17 protein-coding genes and 1 pseudogene are annotated in these 19,780 nt (G+C 73.1%); 12 read left to right on the forward strand and 6 right to left on the reverse strand.

The genetic code is table 11. The features are described from left to right. Positions 1 to 15 precede the first annotated feature (15 nt). Entirely contained in the window at positions 16 to 1,149 is a 1,134-nt protein-coding gene (gene zapE / locus ASC99_RS08060; RefSeq protein WP_082598178.1) for a cell division protein ZapE, read from the reverse strand. Here zapE and ASC99_RS08065 point away from each other — a divergent pair. From ASC99_RS08065 to ASC99_RS08085, 5 genes are all read left to right on the forward strand, one after another. Then, entirely contained in the window at positions 1,148 to 1,930 is a 783-nt protein-coding gene (locus tag ASC99_RS08065) for a pyrimidine reductase family protein (protein WP_057229871.1), read from the forward strand. The two genes, zapE and ASC99_RS08065, sit on opposite strands and share 2 nt — an antisense overlap. A gap of 111 nt (positions 1,931 to 2,041) precedes the next feature. After that, entirely contained in the window at positions 2,042 to 2,500 is a 459-nt protein-coding gene (locus tag ASC99_RS08070) for a hypothetical protein (protein ID WP_057229872.1), read from the forward strand. A gap of 92 nt (positions 2,501 to 2,592) precedes the next feature. Then, on the forward strand, positions 2,593 to 3,996 hold the full coding sequence (gene murC, locus ASC99_RS08075; RefSeq protein WP_082598173.1) for a UDP-N-acetylmuramate--L-alanine ligase: 1,404 nt from the start codon (positions 2,593 to 2,595) through the stop codon (positions 3,994 to 3,996). A gap of 19 nt (positions 3,997 to 4,015) precedes the next feature. Next, on the forward strand, positions 4,016 to 4,420 hold the full coding sequence (msrB, locus tag ASC99_RS08080; RefSeq protein WP_057229874.1) for a peptide-methionine (R)-S-oxide reductase MsrB: 405 nt from the start codon (positions 4,016 to 4,018) through the stop codon (positions 4,418 to 4,420). A gap of 98 nt (positions 4,421 to 4,518) precedes the next feature. Further along, positions 4,519 to 6,774 (forward strand): restriction endonuclease, encoded by a 2,256-nt coding sequence (locus tag ASC99_RS08085; protein ID WP_057229876.1) that lies wholly within the window; start codon positions 4,519 to 4,521, stop codon positions 6,772 to 6,774. Between the two features lie 17 nt (positions 6,775 to 6,791). Here ASC99_RS08085 and ASC99_RS08090 read toward each other — a convergent pair whose 3' ends face one another. After that, positions 6,792 to 7,706, reverse strand: a complete 915-nt coding sequence (locus ASC99_RS08090; RefSeq protein WP_057229878.1) for a GNAT family N-acetyltransferase — start codon at positions 7,704 to 7,706, stop codon at positions 6,792 to 6,794. 221 nt (positions 7,707 to 7,927) lie between these two features. Between ASC99_RS08090 and ASC99_RS08095 the strand changes: the two are divergent. From ASC99_RS08095 to ASC99_RS08120, 5 genes and pseudogenes are all read left to right on the forward strand, one after another. After that, positions 7,928 to 9,170 (forward strand): annotated as a pseudogene (locus tag ASC99_RS08095) (DUF692 domain-containing protein). Between the two features lie 64 nt (positions 9,171 to 9,234). Then, positions 9,235 to 10,275 (forward strand): TIGR04222 domain-containing membrane protein, encoded by a 1,041-nt coding sequence (locus ASC99_RS08105; RefSeq protein WP_057229882.1) that lies wholly within the window; start codon positions 9,235 to 9,237, stop codon positions 10,273 to 10,275. A gap of 21 nt (positions 10,276 to 10,296) precedes the next feature. Further along, positions 10,297 to 11,211, forward strand: coding sequence for a TIGR04222 domain-containing membrane protein (locus tag ASC99_RS08110; protein WP_057229884.1), 915 nt, complete (start codon positions 10,297 to 10,299; stop codon positions 11,209 to 11,211). Between the two features lie 110 nt (positions 11,212 to 11,321). After that, positions 11,322 to 12,119 carry a TIGR04222 domain-containing membrane protein gene (locus ASC99_RS08115; protein ID WP_057229886.1) on the forward strand — a complete coding sequence of 266 codons (798 nt, stop codon included), beginning with the start codon at positions 11,322 to 11,324 and terminating at the stop codon, positions 12,117 to 12,119. 449 nt (positions 12,120 to 12,568) lie between these two features. Further along, positions 12,569 to 13,675: a hypothetical protein gene (locus tag ASC99_RS08120; RefSeq protein ID WP_057229888.1), complete on the forward strand. Its 1,107-nt coding sequence runs from the start codon at positions 12,569 to 12,571 to the stop codon at positions 13,673 to 13,675. Between the two features lie 46 nt (positions 13,676 to 13,721). Here ASC99_RS08120 and hemQ read toward each other — a convergent pair whose 3' ends face one another. Genes hemQ through ASC99_RS08135 form a run of 3 tightly spaced genes read right to left on the reverse strand, consistent with a single transcriptional unit; the run spans position 13,722 to position 16,448 of the window. Further along, positions 13,722 to 14,435: a hydrogen peroxide-dependent heme synthase gene (gene hemQ / locus ASC99_RS08125; RefSeq protein WP_057229889.1), complete on the reverse strand. Its 714-nt coding sequence runs from the start codon at positions 14,433 to 14,435 to the stop codon at positions 13,722 to 13,724. After that, positions 14,432 to 15,829, reverse strand: a complete 1,398-nt coding sequence (hemG, locus tag ASC99_RS08130; protein WP_057229892.1) for a protoporphyrinogen oxidase — start codon at positions 15,827 to 15,829, stop codon at positions 14,432 to 14,434. Before hemG ends, hemQ begins: the two co-directional genes overlap by 4 nt. A gap of 34 nt (positions 15,830 to 15,863) precedes the next feature. Beyond that, positions 15,864 to 16,448 (reverse strand): Uma2 family endonuclease, encoded by a 585-nt coding sequence (locus ASC99_RS08135; protein ID WP_057229894.1) that lies wholly within the window; start codon positions 16,446 to 16,448, stop codon positions 15,864 to 15,866. Between the two features lie 194 nt (positions 16,449 to 16,642). On the opposite strand from ASC99_RS08135, the gene ASC99_RS08140 reads away from it, so the two are divergent. Next, a complete protein-coding gene (locus ASC99_RS08140) occupies positions 16,643 to 17,623 on the forward strand; it encodes a DUF4349 domain-containing protein (RefSeq protein ID WP_057229896.1) in 981 nt (326 codons plus the stop codon). 55 nt (positions 17,624 to 17,678) lie between these two features. Here ASC99_RS08140 and hemE read toward each other — a convergent pair whose 3' ends face one another. After that, entirely contained in the window at positions 17,679 to 18,764 is a 1,086-nt protein-coding gene (gene hemE, locus ASC99_RS08145; RefSeq protein ID WP_057229898.1) for a uroporphyrinogen decarboxylase, read from the reverse strand. A gap of 184 nt (positions 18,765 to 18,948) precedes the next feature. Between hemE and ASC99_RS08150 the strand changes: the two genes are divergently transcribed. Further along, positions 18,949 to 19,599, forward strand: a complete 651-nt coding sequence (locus ASC99_RS08150) for a DUF3000 domain-containing protein (RefSeq protein WP_057229900.1) — start codon at positions 18,949 to 18,951, stop codon at positions 19,597 to 19,599. Positions 19,600 to 19,780: the final 181 nt, after the last annotated feature.

Here is a 19,780-nt window from a genome sequence, read left to right on the forward strand (position 1 = left end):
GACTTTTATGCGCCATTATTGAGACGCTTGCTGCGGAGCTCTGTGTTCGGCGCTGTCCCGGGCGAGCGCGACCAGGCGGGAGATCGCCCGGAGGTACTTCTTGCGGTAGCCGCCCTTGAGGAGCTCCTCGGGGAAGACCTGGTCGAACGGGAGGCCGGAGGCGGTGATGGGCAGCTCGCGGTCGTACATCCGGTCGGCCAGCACCACCAGGCGCAGCGCGGTGGACTGGTCGTCGACCTGGTGGACGCCGCGCAGGAAGACCGCCTGGACGTCGTCCAGCATCGCGCCGTACCGGCTCGGGTGGACGGCCTTGAGGTGGTCGAGCAGGGCGTCGAAGCCGTCCAGCGAGGCGCCCGGGGTGCGGGCCGCCCGCTCGTCCACGGCGTCGGCGGTGTACGGCGGCGGGGCGGCCGGGAGGCCGCGGTGGCGGTAGTCCTGGCCGTCGATCCGGAGCGGGCGGAAGTGGGCCGACAGGCCCTGGATCTCGCGCAGGAAGTCGGCGGAGGCGAACCGGCCCTCGCCGAGCTTCTCGGGCAGCGTGTTGGAGGTGGCGCAGAGCTTGACGCCGTTCTCGACCAGGCGGCCGAGCAGGGTGGAGACCAACACGGTGTCGCCCGGGTCGTCGAGCTCGAACTCGTCGATGCAGAGCAGCCGGTGGCCCGAGAGGGTCTGCACGGCCTGCTGGAAGCCGAGGGCGCCGACCAGGTTGGTCAGCTCGACGAAGGTGCCGAAGGCCTTCGGCCCGGGGGTGGCGTGCCAGAGCGAGGCCAGCAGGTGGGTCTTGCCGACGCCGTAGCCGCCGTCCAGGTAGACCCCGGACGGGCCGGCCGGCTCGGGGGCCGAGCGGCGGAACCAGCCGCGCTTGGCGGGGGTGGCCGCGGCGGTGATGCTCGCGGCGAACTCCTCCAGGACCTGGACCGCCTCGTACTGGCTGGGCTGGGTCGGGTCCGGCAGGTAACTGCCGAAGCTGACACCGGCGAACCGCGGCGGCGGGACCATCTCGGCGACCAGGCGCTCGGCCGGGACCACCGGCCGGCGGTCGGTGAGCGCGATCGGGGTCGCGGACGGCGTCGCGGTCGCTATGGCATCGGGGCGGGAGGCTGCTGGCACGTTAGTAGAGGGTACCGGCCGTGGAAGACTCGAACTCATGCAGCAGCTGATCAGCCCGTCCGGCAACCGACACGACGATCTCCACTCCCTGGAGGCGCTCGCCGAGGTCTACGCGTACCCCGACCAGGTGAACCACGGCCGTCCGTGGCTGCGGGCCAACATGGTGTCGGGGCTGGACGGCGGGGCGAGGCTGGACGGCCTCTCCGAGGGGCTGTCCGGGGACGCCGACAAGCGGATCTTCGGGGTGCTGCGGGCGCTCAGCGACGTGGTGCTGGTGGGGGCGGAGACGGTCCGGGCCGAGGGGTACCGGCCGGCCAGGGCTCGGGCCGAGTTCGCGGCGGCGCGCAGAGTGGCCGGGCAGTCGCCCGCCCCGGCGATCGCGGTGGTCAGCCGGAGCCTCGGACTGGCACTGACCACGCCGTTGTTCACCGATCCGGTGGTCCGGACGGTGGTGATCACCACCGAGGACTCCCCCGCCGAGGCCCGCCGGGAGGTGGCGAAGGTGGCCGACCTGATCGTTGCGGGCGAGGGCTCGGTGGACCTGCCGACGGCCCTCGCGGCGCTCGCCGAGCGGGGCTGGACCAGGCAGTTGACGGAGGGTGGGCCCCGGCTGCTCGGGCAGCTGACGGCGGCCGGACTGCTGGACGAACTCTGTCTCTCGCTGGCCCCGTTGCTCACCGGGGGCGACGCGCCACGAATCCTCCATAATGCGGAAATGTCTGACACGCAGTCGATGCGGCTGGTCTCATTGATCGAGCAGAAAGGTTTCCTCTTCACCCGCTACCTGCGTCCGGCCGAGCCATCCCCCCTTCCCCTGTGATCTGACTCGCACGTGGCCCATGTGGCGCGTGCGCAGCGTGAGGAAAGCATCCTCCGGGCACTATGGGAAGGGACACCGGACCCGGGGGCCTGCAACTGCGAAGGGACTCACGTGTTCAAGACCGTACTGATGATCGAAAAGGCGCTCTCCGACGCCGATGTGGAGCTGGTCACCACGCTCCACGGCGAGGAGAAGGTCTCCTTCGTCGTCCTGATGCAACCGCGCGGCAAGCAGGACGAGTTGCTCCGCGCACTCGACGACGTGGCACTCGGCCATCTCGACAAGGCGGTGCACGAGCACGACGAGAGCGAACAGCCGACCCTGGCGAGCGAGTCACTCGAGCACAGCCTGCGCCACCTGCGCGAGGCCGGTGCCGAGGCGGTCGGCGAAGTGGTCGAGGAGCACCCGCTGGACAAGGTGCGGGCCGTGGTCGAGGAGACCGGGGCGGACGAGGTGCTGGTGCTGACCTCGCCGCACTTCGTGGAGGAGTTCTTCCACCGCGACTGGGCCTCCCGGGCCCGCCACAAGGTGGGTGTCCCGGTGCTCAAGCTGTTCGCCAGCGACTCCTGAGCCGCACCGTCGGTAGTGCAGAATCGTCCTTGCGGAACGCCCGCAAGGACGATTCGTCCTTGCCCCCGAATCCCTCAGGTACGGAGACCTCCTTGAACGACGCCGCCCACGACCTGCACGCCCCGCACTTCATCGGCATCGGTGGCGCGGGCATGTCCGGACTGGCGAAGATCCTCGCGGTGCGCGGCGCCCGGGTCTCCGGCAGCGACGCCAAGGAGTCCGAGACCGTGCTTGCGCTGCGGGCGCTCGGCGCGCAGGTCGCGGTCGGCCACGCCGCCGAGAACGTCCCGGCCGGGGTGAGCAGCGTGGTGGTCTCCAGCGCGATCCGGGCCGACAACCCGGAGCTGGCCGCCGCCCGCGAGCGCGGCATCCCGGTGGTGCACCGCTCGGACGCGCTGGCCGCGCTGATGGGCGGTCGCCGGGCGCTGGCGGTGGCCGGTACGCACGGCAAGACCACCACCACCTCGATGCTCGCGGTCAGCCTGGCCGAGCTGGGCCTGGCACCCTCGTACGCGATCGGCGGCGACCTGGACGTGCCGGGCTCGAACGCCCACCACGGAGCCGGCGAGATCTTCGTGGCGGAGGCGGACGAAAGCGACCGCAGCTTCCACAAGTACGCGCCCGAGGTGGCGATCATCCTCAACGTGGAGCTGGACCACCACGCCAACTACGCCTCGATGGACGAGATCCACGACTCCTTCGAGACCTTCGTCGGCCGGATCGTGCCGGGCGGCACCCTGGTGATCTCCGCCGACCAGGAGGGCGCCCGGGAGCTGACCGGCCGGGTGCGTGACCTGGCAGGCCTGCGGGTGGTGACCTACGGCGCGGCCGAGGACGCCGACGTCCGGGTGCTCGCGGTCCGCCCGCACGGGATGACCAGCGAGGTCACCGTGCTGATCGACGGCGACGAGCTGACCTTCACCGTCTCGGTGCCGGGCCGGCACTACGCGCACAACGCGGTGGCCGCACTGGCCGCCGGCGTCGCGCTGGGCGTCCCGGCCGCCGAGCTGGCCAAGGCACTCGGCGCCTACACCGGGGTCCGGCGGCGGCTGCAGCTCAAGGGCGAGGCCGGCGGCGTCCAGGTGATCGACTCGTACGCGCACCACCCGACCGAGATGGTGGCCGACCTGGAGGCGATCCGGGAGGCCACCGAGGGCCGGGTGCTGGTGGTCTTCCAGCCGCACCTGTTCAGCCGGACCCAGCAGCTGGCCGAGGAGATGGGCCAGGCACTGGCGCTGGCCGACGCCTCGGTGGTGCTGGACATCTACCCCGCCCGGGAGGACCCGGTCCCCGGCGTCACCAGCGAGCTGATCATCGACGCGGCCCGCCGGGCCGGGGCCGACGTCCGGGCCGAGCACGTTTTCGCCGCCGCCCCCGGGGTGCTGGCCGGGCTGGCCCGTCCCGGCGATCTGCTGCTCACCATGGGCGCCGGTGACGTGACCAACCTGGGGCCGGAAATCGTTGCGTGCCTCGCGGGCGTTGCACCCTCTGCCTGACCATCCGGAGGAGTGAGCCGTGAGTTACGAGATCGAGAAGACCGACGCCGAGTGGCGCGAGCAGCTCAGCCCCGCCGAGTACCACGTACTGCGCGAGGCCGGGACGGAGCGTCCGTTCGTCGGTGAGTACACCGACACCAAGACGGTCGGCGTGTACAGCTGCCGGGCCTGCGGATCCGAGCTGTTCAGCAGCGAGACCAAGTTCGACAGCCACTGCGGCTGGCCGTCCTACTACTCGCCGCTGGCCGAGGACCGGGTCCAGTACATCGAGGACACCACGCTCGGCACCCGCCGGGTCGAGGTCCGCTGTGCCCGCTGCGGCGGTCACCTGGGCCATGTCTTCGAGGGCGAGGGCTACGGCACCCCGACCGACCAGCGATACTGCATCAACAGCATCTCGCTGACGCTGCGTCCGGCGGAGTAGTCCGCCCGAGGGCTCGGGGCGTACGCCGCCCCGGGCCTTCTGCGTACCCGCACCCCGTGCCAGACTTGATCAACAGTCAGATGGGGGAAGGGACGGTCATGGCCAGGCAGCGGAGCCACGGGGTACTGGCCATGATCGCCGAGGCGCAGCGCCAGCAGGCCCGCGAACAGGAGGCCAGGCACCGGGCCGCGGCCGCCGCACAGCGGCAGTCGGAGCGGGACCGGCGGGAGGCGCAGCGGGCCGCCGCCCAGGGTGAGCGCGCTGCCCTGCGGGCGTACCAGCAGGGGCGGGAGGCCGATGCCGCCCGCCGGACGGCGGAGCTGGACGACCAGGTGACCCGGCTCCGGGCGGTGCTGGCCACCGGCCTGGCCGGCCGGCCGTTCCGGCTGACGGAGCCCCAGCTTCCCTTCCGGCCCCCGCCGTTCGACCCCGGGCCGCTCGGCCTGCCGGTGCCGATGCCGGACCAGGGCCGCTATCTGGTGCCGCCGCCGACCGGCCTGCAGGCCCTGAATCCGGTCGCCCGGCAGCAGTACGACCAGCAGGCGGCCCAGGCCAGGGCGCACTTCGAGCAGGACTGGTACCGGGCCAGGCAGGCGGAGGACGAGCGGCTGCGCCGGCTGGCGGACTACCGGGCGCAGTACGACGCCTGGGTGGCGGAGAACCACCGGCTGGCCGCCGACCGGGCCCGGCAGGCGGCCCGGCTCACCACCGACCTGGCCACCGGTACGCCCGACGCGGTGGTGGAGCTCTTCGAGACGGTGCTGCGGGCCGGGGAGGACTGGCCGGCCGACTTCCCGTGCGACGGCGTCGTCGGCTGGGACCGGCCGGGCCGCCAACTGGTGGTGGACTGGGAGCTGCCGGGCCCCGACTGCATCCCGGCGGTGTCCCGGGTGCGCTACGTGAAGAGCGACGACCGCGAGGCGGAGGTCGCCAGGCCGGCTGCCGAACGCAAGGCGCTCTACCGTGAGCTGCTGGCCCAGTGCGCGCTGCGGCTGCTCGCCGAGCTGTTCCGGGCCGATCAGGGCGGGCTGCTCGGCTCGGTGGTGTTCAACGGCTATGTCGAGGGCACCGATCCGGCCAGCGGGCGAGACGAGCAGCGGTACCTGGTCGCGGTGACGGTCCGTCGGGAGGACTTCCTGGCGGTCGCGCTGGACCGGGTGGCCCCGGTCGACTGCCTGCTGGACGGGCTGCGCGGCCGGCTGTCGGCCCGGCCGGAGAAGCTGGAGCCGGTGCCCACCACCCGGCTGGCCGCCGAGGCCGACACGTACGACGCCCACCAGGAGGCCGCCGGGGACGATCCCGACCTGTTCGAGATGGACCCGATCGACTTCGAGCACCTGATCGCCGAGCTGTTCCGGCGGCGCGGCTTCCGTACCAGGACCACCGCCCGCAGCGGGGACCAGGGCGTCGACGTGATCGCCGAGGACCCGGACCCGGTGACGGGCGGTCAGATCGTCATCCAGGCGAAGCGCTACCGCCGGACGGTCGACCCCACCGCCGTGCGCGATCTGGACGCCACCCGGGTCCACCACGGCGCCACCAAGGGCATCCTGGTCACCACCTCCGGCTTCGGCCCCGACTCGTACCGCTGGGTCGAGGGCAAACCGCTGACCCTGGTGGACGGGCCGATGCTGGTCGGGCTGCTGCGGGAGCACGGCCTGGCCGGCCGCCTCGGCGGCACCCCGGCCGGGCCCGGCCAGTCCCCGGGGTCGGCCGATCCGACCGTGCTGCTGCCGGTGGACGGCTTCGGGCGGTCGGGGCAGGAGCCGACCGTGCTGCTTCCGCTGCCGGTCGAGCCGGTGCCCGAGCCGGTCGTGCCGGAGCCGGTCGAGCTGCTGCCCGGGCAGAACGCGCCGCTGTCGGAGCGGGCGGCGGCCGAGCTCTCGGTGCGCTTCGACTCCGCCGGGCCCGAGCCCGACCTGACCCTGCTGCTGCTCACGGCGGACGGCACGGTCCGCGACGACCAGGACTTCGTCTTCTACCACCAACCCACCGCCGCCGACGGCGCGGTGACACTGGGTCCGAAGGAGCAGACCGGCCCGGACGGGCACGGCGAGAGCGCCACGGTGCGGTTGGCAGCACTGCCGACGGCGGTGGAACGGGTGGCGGTCTCGGTCACCATGGACGCCGACGGCACGGCGACCTGCGGCGAACTCCGCGCGGCCCGGCTGTCGGTGAGCGCGGCGGACGGCGCGGCCTGGACGTTCCGGCCGCCGGCCGACCCGGAGGTCTCGGCGATGCTGGTCGCCGAGTTCTACCGGCACCGGGGCGGCTGGAAGCTCCGCGCCGTCGGCCAGGGCTGGTCCGGCGGCCTGGCGGGCCTGGCCCGCGCCCACGGGGTGGACGTCGGCTGACCCGCCGGGGCCGGGCCTCAGATCCCCTTGGCGTACGCCCACTCGCTCGCGCAGCGCCGGTAGCCGAGCCAGTCGTTGACGGCCAGCATCGGCGCGTTGGTGGCGTCGTTGTTGGTGTACGCGTCGGTGCAGCCCCGGGCCAGCGCGCGGTGCAGCGAGTCGGTCTTGGCCAGCTTGGCCAGGCCGCGGCCCCGGTAGGCCGCGACGGTGGTGGTGAAGGCGGACCAGTAGCGGGTGGCGCCGTCCGAGTGCACCGCGCTGAACGCGACCGGGCGGCCGTCCGCCACCACGACGGTGGTCAGTTCGCGGTCGAGGTCGGGGCGCTCCCAGACCTCCTCCAGCCACTCCTCGTAGCCCAGGTCGGACATGTCGACGTCACCAGGCTCGTCCTGGGTGCCCTCGACGTCGACCCGGTAGAGCGGGCGCGGGTCCTCCAGGTAGTCGGCGGCGGTGCGCAGCTCGACCCCGGCGGGCAGCTCCGGCACCGGGGGCAGACCCGCCGTCAGGTCCAGGTGGGCGAAGTGGGCGCTGCGGCCGCGCTCGAAGCCGTGCTTCTCGGCGAAGGCGACGGCCGTGGGTTCGTCGTCCACCCAGGCCCGGATCAGGGTGACCCCGTGCTCGGCCAGGTGCTGCTCGGCGACGGCCAGCATCGCGGTGGCCACGCCCCGGCCCCGGGCCTCGGGGTTGACGCTCAGGTTGGCGAAGCCCTGGCCCTTGGTGCTGCTGAACGCGTGCACGCCGACCCGCCCGGAGCCGACCACCACTCCGTCCAACTCGCCCACCAGCAGCCGGTAGTGCTGCTCGGGGGTGGCACTGGTGACCAGGTGGCGGACGGCCTCCGGGGTCATCAGCAGGTGCGGGCGGCCGGCGCTGTAGGAGGCGGCAGCGGCCTCGGCGTCGGAGGGGCGGAAGTCACGGATGATCATCGTCATAGGCGGCTCACGGTAATGTGCCGTCCGCCCCCCGGCCACTGAATATTCGGGTGACCTGAAGAAAGCTCAAGTTCAGCTCTGAGAATGCCTTTCCCTGGTTGGCAGCGAACGCCCGGGGATACACCCTCTAGCAACGGGACGGCGCGCGAGGACGCCGCCGGTTCCGTCCGAAACCTCACCTCCGCCGGACTCTCCGGCGAGCCCTCCGAAGGGGGCGTCAGATGACATCTGCTGCACTCGGAGTCGGCATCGGCTGGCGCTCCGAGATCGACACCGTGGTGGAACGGCTGCCCGGCCTGGACTGGGTCGAGGTGGTCGCCGAGAATCTCTGCCCGGACGACCTCAGGGAGGGCCTACTGCCCGAGTCGCTCCGGGTCCTGCGCGAGCGTGGCGTCCAGCTGGTCCCGCACGGGGTCGCGCTCGGCCTCGGCGGGGCCGAGCTCCCGGACCGGGCCCGGCTGGAGCGGCTCGCGCTGACTGCCGGCGCGCTCGGCGCGCCGCTGGTCACCGAGCACCTGGCGTTCGTCCGGGCGGGCGGCCGGGAGGCCGGGCACCTGCTGCCGGTGCCGCGCTCCCGGGACGCGCTGCGGGTGATCGCGGAGAACGTCCGGATCGCCCAGCAGGAGCTGCCGGTGCCGCTCGCGCTGGAGAACATCGCGGCCCACTTCAGCTGGCCCGAGGACGAGTTGACCGAGGGCGAGTTCCTGGCCGAGCTGGTCGAACGGACCGGCGTCCGGCTGCTGATCGACGTGGCCAACCTGCACACCAACCGGGTCAACCTCGGCCTGGACGTGGCTGCCGAGCTGGACCGCCTCCCGCTGGAGGCGCTCGCCTACGTGCACGTCGCGGGCGGCGTCGAGCGGGACGGCGTCTGGCACGACACCCACGCCCACCCGGTCACCGAACCGGTGCTGGCCGTACTGGCCGAACTGCGCGCCCGGGCCGTGCCGCCCGGCGTACTGCTGGAGCGGGACGACAACTTCCCGCCGCCCGCCGAGCTGGCGGGCGAACTGGACGCGATCCGCCGGGTCCTGGAAGGGGCGCCGCACCATGTCTGAGCACGACGAGTACCTGATCAGGACCGGCGATCCGGACCTGGTGATGGCCCGCGCCGCACTGGCCGGGCGGCAGAGCGAACTGCTCACCGCCCTGGTGGCCGGGGGGCCGGTCCCGGCCGGGTTCGACGAGCGGCAGGTCCGGATCCAGATCCACGGCCTGGCCGCCAAGCGCCGCGACACCGTGGCCCGGGTCGACCCCGCACTGGAGCTGATCCTCGGTCACGAGTACGGCCCGCTGTTCCTGCGCTACGCCGCCACCCACCCGATGGCCGACGGCTACCGGGCCGACGCCCGCCGCTTCGCCGGCTGGGCCCTCACCGCCGAACCCACCGCCGACTGGCGCGCCGCCCTGGCACGCCACCTCCGCCCGAAGGACCCGTCCCACCGCCCCTGGTGGCGCCGGTAGCCGCCTGGGCCGTGGAACGTGAACGAGACGCAACAACCGAGCACCGAGATACGGGGGAAAGTCCATGTGGTACACCGAGTTCGCCTTCGCGGCCGGCGCCCAACTGCTGACCGGCGTCAACGCGTCGTCCGCCCTGCGCCGCCTGCGGCACGTGCCGCAGCCCCAGGGTCTGCCCGGCCGGGGCCTGCCGCTGCTGGAGACCGCCTTCCTGGCCGGCGGCCCGGCCCGGGTGGCCGACACCGTGGTGGTCCGGATGCAGCAGGAGGGCCGGCTGATCGTCTCCCGCTCCGGCCAGGTCACCGTGACCGACCGGAACGCCCGGGACGCCGTCGAGGCGGTGCTGATCACCGCAGCCGGCTCGTACGGACGGGCCGAACTGTCCACGCTGCGGCGCACCGTGAGCCGCAGTGAGCACGTCCAGCGGATCGGGGACGGCCTGGCCGCCCGAGGTCTGATGCGGCGTCCGGAGCTGTACCGGAAGGCGGTGAACGCCCGGAAGCTGCTCTGGTTCGCCCAGGTCGCGGTGGTCGTCCTCGGGGTGGTGTCCGCTTTCCAGTGGTTCGGGGCCTCCGTCAAGGAGCAGGGCACCGAGATCGCGCCGTTCTTCCCGTTCCTCGGGCTGCTGCTGGTCGGCCTGTTCTGGCTGGCCGCCACCCGCCCCGAGCGGAGCCGGATCACCCCGGCTGGGGTCAGGCAGCTGGAGCTGATGCGGAACGGCTCCCGCCCGTGGGTGCCGGGCGACCAGGCGCTGGTCGGCGGCGCTGTGGTGCTCGGCGCCCTGGCGTTGGAGGGCGTGGTCACGCTGGAGGACGAAGAACTGCAGGCGGCCCTGACGGCCCGTCCGGTCTTGGGCTCGTCCTCCAGCAGCTCCAGCAGCTCCAGCGGTGACTCCGGCAGCTCGGCCACCTGGTGCTCCTCGGGCGACCCGGGCAGCTCCGGCGACTCCGGCTCCTCGTCCGGCTGCGGTTCCTCCTCCAGCTGCGGTTCCTCGAGCAGCAACAGCTGCGGCTCGTCCAGCAGTTCCTCCAGCTGCGGCTCCTCCAGCAGCTCCAGCTGCAGCTCGTCGAGCAGCAGCTGCGGGGGCGGCAGCAGCTGCGGCAGCTGACCAGGTGACACCCACGGGGGGATGATCCACATGCAGTACGTCGAACTCGCCGTCGCAGCCGGGCTGGTGGCTGTCACCGGCCTCTGGTCCACGGCCGCGAACCACCGGCTGAAGCACCCGAAGAACCCGCAGCGGACGCCGCACAACGGGCTGCCACTGCTGGAGGCGGCCTACCTGGCCGGCGGCCCGGCCCGGGTCGCGGACACCGTGCTCGCCCGGATGGAGCAGGAGGGCCGGCTGATCGTCCCGCGCACGGGTCAGGCCACCCTGACCGACCGTACCTCGCACGATCCGGTCGAGGCCGATCTGATCCGGGTGGTCGGCCCGACCGGACGGGCCCACCCGGCCACCCTGCGACGGGCGGTGCTGACCAGTCGCCACCTACGCCTGATCGACCGGCGGTTGACCGACCGGGGCCTGCTCCACCGGCCCCGGCAGCAGCGGGCAGCGGTCCGGGCGAACCTCCTGCTGCTGGGCGCAGTCGGCCTCGGGGCCGCACTCGGGGCGGTCGCCGTCACCCGGCGGCTGCTCGCCCCCGGCGACGGCCTGCTGCCGCTGCTCGCCTTCCTGGTCCTGCTGCCCGCCGGACTGCTCTGGCAGCGCCGGACCTCCCCCGGCCGAGGGCGGATCACCCGGGCCGGCCACGAGCAGCTGGAGCACCTGCGCACCGGCACCGCCCGCCCGGCCCCTCACCCGGCCCCCAGCCAGGCCGCAGCCGGCCGCAGGGCCGCGCCCCCCAGCACCGCGCCACTCGGCTCGGCGCCGAACGCGGGCGAGCAACTCGGTGTGGCCATCGCCGAGTTGGTCCTGTACGGCACCCTGGCGGAGGACCCCGCCGACTGGTCGGCGGACCTGGACGGGACGACCTACGGCGACAGCGGCTCATCGGACTCCGGGGGCTTCGACAGCTGCGGCTCCGGCGGGGGCGGCGACTGACGCGGCCACCCGGGCCTGGGCCCGTCCACGGACCGGACGGACAGTCACAGTTCGGTACCGCAGTCCAGGAATCCTTTCCATTGACACAGGTACCGGTCTAGAACAAGGCCATGTGGTTGCTCCTGCTCGCCCCTGCCCTGCTCGCGGCCGTACTCTCCTGCTTGCGGCTGGTCCGGGCCGCAGCCACCGCGGACTCGCTGACCGGGCCGGCCCGGTCGCACCCCGTGGACCCGGTCGGGGTCGGCCTCTACGAGACCGCCTATCTGGCCGGCGGCCCGGTCCGGGTGGTCGAGCTGGCCCTGGTGCTGATGACCGGCCGGGGGCGGCTGCACCTGGCGCACACCGGCTGGACCTCGGTGGTCGATCCGCACGGCCGGAGCCGCCTGGAGCGGGCCCTGATCACCGCGATCGGCCCCGAGGGGCAGAGCCGCACCGGCGAGCTCCGGGACCGGCTGGCGGCTCACCCGATCGTGCTGGAGATCGGCGGACGGCTGGTCCAGGCCGGTCTGGCCACCCCGCCGATGGTCCGGGAGCGAACCCTGCTGGCGGTCCGTCAGGTCCGGCGGGCCCTGCTGCTGTCGGTCGCGCTGCTCGGCGCCGCGCTGGCCGTGGCCGCCCCCGGCACCGGTGACGCCGGGTCGGCGGTGGCCTGGTTCTCGCTGCCGATCATCCTGACCAGCGGCACCCTGCTGATGGCCCGGGTGGACGTCCACCCGTACACCCGCTGGGCCACCCCGGCCGGCCAGGACCTGCTGAACGCCGCCCGCCTCCCGCACCAGGCCGGCGACCCCACCGAGCCGCCCCCCGGCCTGCCCGACGCGGCCGAACGCGAACTCCTCACCGCCGTCGCCGTGGTGGGCCCGGCCGCCCTGCCGGACGCCCGGCTGCGGGCGGCCCTGCGCAACTGAACGACGCCCCGCACACGCCTCGAACCGGCCGGGCCGGGCCCACCGGCGGTCAGCCGGGCCGCCCGGACCGACTGGTTCCGGCCAGTCGGCGGCACCGGCGGCGGGAGCAGGACGGGACGGCGGGCGAGTGCCGGGGCGCCCGGTCACCGAGGGTGGGCGCCCGGTGGGGGCGGGGTGTCCGGTGGGGGTGGGCGAGAGCGGTGGGACGGGTTCCGCAAAGGCCGACAACCGCCGGTCGGTTCATGTCACCGGTCTGGGCCGAGCGCACATGCCCTCCTACGATGTGAGGCGCCGTCGGGCCCGATCACCGAAGGCGACGGCCGACGCCGGGCACCGCCGGGCGCACCTACCCCGGCCCCGTCCCGTTCGGCCGCGGCCCGCCCCGGATCCCGGAGCGGACCCGCAGCGCAGGCTGCACGCCCGTCCTCACCACTCCAGGGGGTACGCCCATGCACGCCCGCACCGTCGCACCGTCGATCAGACCCGTCCGCGCCGTTCTGCTCGTCCTGGCCATGCTGGCCGCACTGCTCGCCGCCGCCCTGCCGACGGCCGGGGTCGCCCGGGCCGCCGTACCGGACCGCTGGGGCTTCGCGTTCCTCGACAACCCGACCCCGCCGGCCGGGTACGTCCCCGATCTCACCCGGCAGTGGGGCAGTTGGCCCTCCCCGGCCGCCAATCCGGTGAAGGTGGACCAGCTCGGAGTCGGCAAGTACCTGGTGCACTTCCCGCTGATCGCCGGCCCAGGCGGCATCGCCCACGTGACCGCGGTCGGCCGCACCGGTGACTGGTGCCAGCTCAAGGGCTGGTCCACCGCGGGCACCGGGCAGGACGTCGCGGTGAACTGCTACAGACTCGGCGGCGCACCGGTCAACAGCCTGTTCACCGTGCTCTACACGACCAGCAGCGGGGTGCCCTCACCGGCCGGTGGCAGCTACGGCTACACCTACTCGGCGGTCAGCGGCGCGGTCCTCGCCCAGTACAACTCCGCCGGCGCGGTCAACACGGTGAGCCACGGCTCGACCGGCATCTGGAAGGCCTGGCTGCCCGGCCTCGGGCTGTCCACCCAGGCCGGCAACATCGAGGTCACCGCGATGGACCCGTTCCAGGGCGCACACTGCAAGGTGGCCGACTGGGTGCCTGGAGCGACCGGCCAGACCATCGTGGTGACCTGCTTCAACGCGGCCAACGTCCCGTACGACACCCAGTGGACGCTGAGTTACTCGCTCAAGCGCGCGGTGCACGGGCCGGCGTTCCCGCCGAAGTCGTTCGGCTACCTGTGGTTCAACGGCGGGGTGCCCGCGGCCACCAACTTCAACTCCAGCGGCGCGGTCAACACGCTCGCCGGCGCATCCCCGTACACCGTCACGCTGCCCGGGGTCGCCGTCGTCCCGGACACCGCGCACGCCACGGCCTACGGCTCCGGCCCGGGCTGGTGCGGGCTCACCACACCCTGGACCCGCAGCGCGGGCACCGTGAAGCTCTCCACGATCTGCTTCAACACCGCCGGATCGCCGGTCGCGGCCCCGTTCCTGACCGCCTACAGCTCGGCGTTCTGACGCACCGTGGGCCGGGCCCGGTCACCCGGGCCCGGCCGCACGCCGGTCAGGCCAGGCCGTTGAGCAGGTCCGCGATCGGCTTGCGACGGCCGGTGTAGAACGGGACCTCCTCGCGGACGTGCAGCCGGGCCCGGGACGGGCGCAGGTCGCGCATCAGGTCGACGATCCGGTGCAGCTCGTCCGCCTCGAAGGCGAGCAGCCACTCGTAGTCGCCGAGCGCGAACGAGGCCACCGTGTTGGCCCGCACGTCGGGGTAGCCCCGGGCCATCTTGCCGTGCTCGGCGAGCATCGCGCGCCGCTCGTCGTCCGGCAGCAGGTACCACTCGTAGGAGCGCACGAACGGGTACACGCAGATGTACTCGCGCGGCTCCTCGTCGGCGAGGAACGCCGGGATGTGCGACTTGTTGAACTCGGCCGGGCGGTGCAGCGCCATGTTCGACCAGACCGGCTCCAGCCGACGGCCGAGGGCGGTGCGACGGAAGCGGTTGTACGCCTCCTGGAGGTCGTCCGAGTCCTCGGCGTGCCACCAGATCATCAGGTCCGCGTCGGCCCGCAGGCCGGAGACGTCGTAACTGCCGCGCACCGTGACGTCCTTGGCGGCGAGCTGCGCGAACAGCTCGTCGACCTCGGCGGCCAGCGCGGTCCGGTCCTCGGGCAGCTCGGCCTTGAGCTTGAACACCGACCACATGGTGTAGCGGATGACCTGGTTGAGGTCGCGGGCCTTCTTCTTCGCGGGCTGCTGTTCAGCGGACTCAGTCATGCGCCCATTCTCCCTTCCCTGACGGGCGCACCGGCGCCCGGGGTCAACACCTCGTTGACGGCGCGCCGGGCACTGGCGACACAGGCCGGGATGCCGACCCCGTCGTAGGCCGCGCCACAGACGGCCAGACCGGTCCCGGCCACCGCCGCCCGGATCCTGGCCACCCGGTCCAGATGCCCGACCGGATACTGCGGCAGACCGCCGGCCCAGCGGGTCACCGCACTGTCGTACGGCTTCGCGTGCAGGCCGACCGCGTCGGCCAGGTCGGCCAGCGAGCGGGTCACCAGCTCCTGGTCCGAGAGACCGAGCGCGGCCTCCTCCCGGTGCCGACCGAGCGAGGTACGGAGCAGGAAGCTGTCCGGCGCCGAACGCTCCAGCCAGCCCCACTTGTTGGAGGAGAAGGTGGACGCCTTGATCTGCCGGCCGTCCACCGGCGGCACCAGGAAGCCGCTGCCGGTGAGCCCGGCGTCCAGGTCGGCCCGGCGGAACGCCATCGTCACCAGGGCCATTCCGGCGTACTCCACCGTGCCCAACTCGGCGGCCGCAGCCGGGACTTCGGCCGCCAGCAGCTTCGCCGCCTGCGGGGCCGGCACCGCCAGGATCACCGCGTCGGCATGTAGCACCTCGCCGTTGCTGACGATCCGCCAGCCCTCGGGGGTGCGGCGCAGCTCCTGGACCGGACTGTCGGTGCGCAGCTCGGCCCCGTTCTTCCGGCAGGCCGCCGCGACCGCCTCCGGGAGAGTGCCAAGACCGCCGCGCAGGCCCTGGAAGACCGGGCCGCTACTGCTCGGACGGGCGATCAGTTCGCGCACCCCGGCGGCCAGCGAACCGCCCCGCTGCGCGATCGGCAGCAGCGCCGGGACGGCCGCGCGCAGCGAGATCTCGTCCGCATGCCCCGCGTACACCCCGCCGAGCAGCGGCTCCACCAGCCGGTCCACCACCTCACGGCCCAGCTTCGCCGCCACGTACGCCCCGATCGAGACGTCCGCCGCGACCTCGGCCTCGCCCTCCTGCCCGGCCCGCGCCACGCCCTCGGCGGTGAGCACCCCGGACTCCGCAAGCGCCGTCAGATCCCCCGGCACTCCCATCAACTGCCCACCGGGCAGCGGCCGCAGGGCACCCCTGGTCCAGATCGCCGCCTTCGCCGTACTCGGCGGCTCCAGCTCCCCCGCCAGCCCGACCTCCCGGGCCAGCTCCACCGCCTCCGGCCGCCGCGCGAGCATCGACTCGGCCCCGAGGTCCACCCGGACCCCACCGACCTCGCCGCCCTGCAACTTCCCGCCCAGCCGCCCGCTCGCCTCCAGCAGGGTGACCTTCGCCGCCCCACTCGCCAGCCACGCCGCGGTCAGCCCCGCGATACCGCCACCGATCACCACGACCCGCGTCTCTGCCATGTCCCGCAGTCTCGCAGAGCCGTCGCAAAACCCATCAATCAGGGCGCCGCCCGGTCAGCAGAGCATCAAGATCCACGGTGACCGGAAACGGCACCGGCCGCTTCAGCTCGCCCCGGAAGATCCCCACCGGGACGTAGCCGCCGGTCGGCACGTCGAGCTCGTAGACATGGACCACCGGCAGGTCACCCTCCCGCTCGACCAGCCAGTAGTGACCGATGCCCGCCTCGGCATACTTGCGGAGCTTCACCGTACGGTCCCGGTCCGCCGACTCCGGCGACACCACCTCGGCCACCAACAGGACGTCGGACGGCGCGAACCAGGTGCGGTCCGGGTCGAACTCCGCAGACGTGACCAGCAGGTCCGGCTCCGGCCGGTTCCGCCTGTCGAGGCGGATCGTCATCTCCCGCTCGACGCTGATCCCCTGCGGTGCCATGGCCCCAAGGGTGACGGTCAGAGCCGTGACAACCCGCCCGTGCCAGGCACGCTGGGGAGACATCATGAAGATCAGTGCTCCGTCGATCAGTTCGGTGTGCCGGGGTGCCTCGGTCAGGCGGTCGAGGTCATCCGCGAACCAACCCTCTTCGCGCGGTGGATACATCCAGTCGGGCAGCACGCTCATGGGTTCAGCGTGTCACAGGACCGGCAGGCCGCTCCAGCTCCCGCGCGCAGGACGCCGCTGAGCGGACAGGGTGCGCCGCCTGCTGACCGCAACGCGACCGGCCCGTGACCGAGTTGCGATCACCGGAGCGGATCCCGGTCGGGCCGCCGTGCGTCCAAGGCAGGACGACAGCGGTTCAGGGAGGGATTCGGACCATGACAGGCACGGGGTACGGAAGACGGCGGGCGGCTCTGGCGGTGGCGGGGGCGGCCACTGCGGCGGCGGTGCTGCTGAGCGGGTGCGGGGCGGGCCGGGACAGCGGCGGGAGGGCCACGGCGGCGGACGCGGTCGCGCCGCAGGCGCAGACCCAGAAGATGGCCGAGGGTGCAGCTGCGGCAGCCCCGGGAGCAGGCGGCGCCTCTGCCGCGCCGGTGGGGACGACGGAGGCCACCGCCCCCCGGTTGATCGCGTACACGGCCCAGCTCACGCTGCGCAGCAAGGAGCTGACCAGGACGCTGGAGCAGGCCCGCACGCTGGTCACGGCCGCCGGCGGCTACGTCGCGGGCGAGCAGCTCGGCGGCGGCAAGGGCGGGGACGGGAAGACGGGGGACGGCGGCGGCGCGACCGACGCGCGGCTGACGCTCAAGGTGCCGTCGGCGGCCTACCAGCAGAGTCTGGACCGGCTGGCCGGGCTGGGCGAGGTGCTGTCGCGGAGCAGCCAGGCGGACGACCTGACCCAGCAGGTGGCCGACGTGGACAGCCGGCTCAAGACCCAGCAGGCCAGCGTGGACCGGGTCAGGAAGCTGATGGCGGAGGCGAAGACGCTGGCCGAGGTGGTCTCACTGGAGAGCGAACTGAGTCGCCGCGAGGCCGAGTTGGAGTCGCTGCAGCAGCGTCAGCAGGGGCTTGCGGCGCGTACCTCGCTGTCCACCATCACGCTCCAGGTGTACGCCGAGTCCGCTCCGGTGGCGACGGTCAAGGAGACCAAGGACGGCTTCTGGGAGTCGGTCGGCAACGCGCTGGGCGGCGGCTGGGACGTCCTGGTGGCGATCGTCCGCGGCCTGCTGATCGCGATCGCGGCGTTCGCGCCGTTCCTGCTGGTGCTGGCCCCGGTCGGCGGGCTGCTCTGGTGGCTGCGCCGCCGCGCCGGATCCCGGCCCGCCACCGAGCAGGAGGCGCAGGACCCCCAGGAGTGACCGAAGCCCGGCCGACGGTCCGTCAGAGTGACGGGCCGTCGGCCGGGCCGGTGGATCAGCGCGCGCTGGTCTCCTGGACGAACGCGACCAGGCGGCTGAGCGCGTCCGGGTCCATGCTCGGCATCACGCCGTGGCCGAGGTTGAAGATGTGGCCGGTGTCGCTCACCGCAGCGGCGGCGTCCAGCACCTCGCGGGCCTTCGCCTCCACCACGGAGGTGGGGGCGAACAGCACCGCCGGGTCGAGGTTGCCCTGCAGCGCCTTGCCGGGGCCGACCCGCTCGGCGGCCACGTCCAGCGGCACCCGCCAGTCGACGCCGACCACGTCGGCACCGGCCTGGCCGAGCAGGCCGAGCAGCTCGCCGGTGCCGACCCCGAAGTGGATCCGCGGCACGCCGTACCCGGCGACCGCGTCGAACACCTTGGTGCTGGCGGGCATCACCGAGCGGCGGTAGTCCTCGGGCGCGAGCGCGCCGACCCAGGAGTCGAACAGCTGGACCGCCGAGGCGCCCGCCTCGATCTGGATCTTCAGGAACATCGAGGTGATGTCGGCGAGCCGGTCGACCAGCGCGGCCCACAGCTCGGGGGCGCCGTACATCATCGCCTTGGTCTTCTCGTGGCTCTTCGACGGGCCGCCCTCGACCAGGTAGCTGGCCAGTGTGAACGGGGCACCGGCGAAGCCGATCAGCGGGGTCGATCCGAGCTCGTCCACCAGCAGGCCGACCGCCTCGGTGATGTACGGCATGTCGGCCGGCTCCAGCGGGCGCAGCCGCTCCAGGTCCGCGAAGCTGCGGATCGGGTCGGCGATCACCGGGCCGACGCCGGGCTTGATGTCCACGTCGATGCCGACCGCCTTGAGCGGCACCACGATGTCGCTGAAGAAGATCGCCGCGTCCACCTTGTGCCGGCGGACCGGCTGCAGGGTGATCTCCTTGACCAGCTCGGGCCGCATGCAGGAGTCGAGCATCGGGATGCCCTCGCGCACCTTCAGGTACTCGGGGAGGGAGCGGCCGGCCTGGCGCATGAACCAGACCGGGGTGTGCGGCACCGGCTCCCGACGGGCGGCACGCAGGAAGGCGGAGTCGTACGCGGCGCCACGGCGTGCGGCGGGCTGACCGGACTGGGCTGCGGTTGTCTCACTCACGCCCAAATCTTCGCACGCGTCCCCGGCCCGGCCGCCACCAGCCGGTCGTGGCTTCCTCCAGGACCGGCTGGTGGCTCCGAGGCCCCCCAACTACCGGTCGATCCAAGGCACGATCGGACAACCGTCACGCGACACCGGCCGAAATTACTCGGAATGCGGGCCCGGCCGACCTAGGCTCTCGGTCATGGCAGCGGTCGGCGGGCACCCCGCACAAGGTGGCGGAACAGGTAAGGAGTCGGCGCCGATCGAGTTCCGCGATGCGGTCGAGGCGCTGGCGGGCGCGAGGTTGCGCCCCGAGATCGAGCTCTCCCCCGCTCCGGCACCACGGCGGATGGCCCCGTTCACGTACGCGGTCACCGCGACGGTCGAGGTGGACGGCGAGGAGCTGGCCGACGGCCGGCTGGTGCTGCTCTACGACCCGGCCGGACAGGACGCCTGGAACGGCGAGTTCCGGCTGGTCTCGATGACCAGGGCCGAACTGGAACCGGAGATGGCGGGCGACCCGATGCTCTCGGACGTCGGCTGGGCCTGGCTGACCGACGCACTGGGCGCGCACGGCGCCGGGTACGTCGAACCGAGCGGCACCGTGACCCGGTGCGCCTCCCAGTACTTCGGCGGCCTCGGCGACCGGGAGCCCTCCACCGAGATCGAGATCCGGGCCTCCTGGACACCGTCCGACGGCCGGTTCGACCGGCACCTGGCCGCCTGGGCCGACCTGCTCTGCGTCTGCGCGGGTCTGCCGCCGACCACACCGGCGCCGCTCTCGCTGCCCGACGTGCCGTCACTCGGCGGAGTGGTCCCGATGCCCGCGCGGCGCCGTCCGCGCTCCCACTGACACCTCGCGCTCTCCCCTCCAGGAGTGTTTCGGCCGCGGACCGGCCGAACACCACCCTCAGGACTGACAGGGCGTGACTTGTGCTGCGCGGACTGTCAATTGGCTGCCCGAAGCCGGTCATCCGAGCACCGAACGCGACCGATTTCGTTCGATTTCAGGGCATGTCGCATCAGTCACCTGC

Source organism: Kitasatospora sp. Root107 (assembly GCF_001424875.1).
Taxonomy (GTDB): Bacteria; Actinomycetota; Actinomycetes; order Streptomycetales; family Streptomycetaceae; genus Kitasatospora.

Coding starts and splice junctions, on each gene's coding strand:
- ASC99_RS08065 (WP_057229871.1), top strand. CDS start 1,148: ATGCAGCAGCTGATCAGCCCGTCCGGCAACCGACACGACGATCTCCAC.
- zapE (WP_082598178.1), bottom strand. CDS start 1,149: ATGAGTTCGAGTCTTCCACGGCCGGTACCCTCTACTAACGTGCCAGCA.
- ASC99_RS08085 (WP_057229876.1), top strand. CDS start 4,519: ATGGCCAGGCAGCGGAGCCACGGGGTACTGGCCATGATCGCCGAGGCG.
- ASC99_RS08090 (WP_057229878.1), bottom strand. CDS start 7,706: ATGACGATGATCATCCGTGACTTCCGCCCCTCCGACGCCGAGGCCGCT.
- ASC99_RS08105 (WP_057229882.1), top strand. CDS start 9,235: ATGTGGTACACCGAGTTCGCCTTCGCGGCCGGCGCCCAACTGCTGACC.
- ASC99_RS08110 (WP_057229884.1), top strand. CDS start 10,297: ATGATCCACATGCAGTACGTCGAACTCGCCGTCGCAGCCGGGCTGGTG.
- ASC99_RS08115 (WP_057229886.1), top strand. CDS start 11,322: ATGTGGTTGCTCCTGCTCGCCCCTGCCCTGCTCGCGGCCGTACTCTCC.
- ASC99_RS08120 (WP_057229888.1), top strand. CDS start 12,569: ATGCACGCCCGCACCGTCGCACCGTCGATCAGACCCGTCCGCGCCGTT.
- hemQ (WP_057229889.1), bottom strand. CDS start 14,435: ATGACTGAGTCCGCTGAACAGCAGCCCGCGAAGAAGAAGGCCCGCGAC.
- hemG (WP_057229892.1), bottom strand. CDS start 15,829: ATGGCAGAGACGCGGGTCGTGGTGATCGGTGGCGGTATCGCGGGGCTG.
- ASC99_RS08135 (WP_057229894.1), bottom strand. CDS start 16,448: ATGAGCGTGCTGCCCGACTGGATGTATCCACCGCGCGAAGAGGGTTGG.
- ASC99_RS08140 (WP_057229896.1), top strand. CDS start 16,643: ATGACAGGCACGGGGTACGGAAGACGGCGGGCGGCTCTGGCGGTGGCG.
- ASC99_RS08150 (WP_057229900.1), top strand. CDS start 18,949: ATGGCAGCGGTCGGCGGGCACCCCGCACAAGGTGGCGGAACAGGTAAG.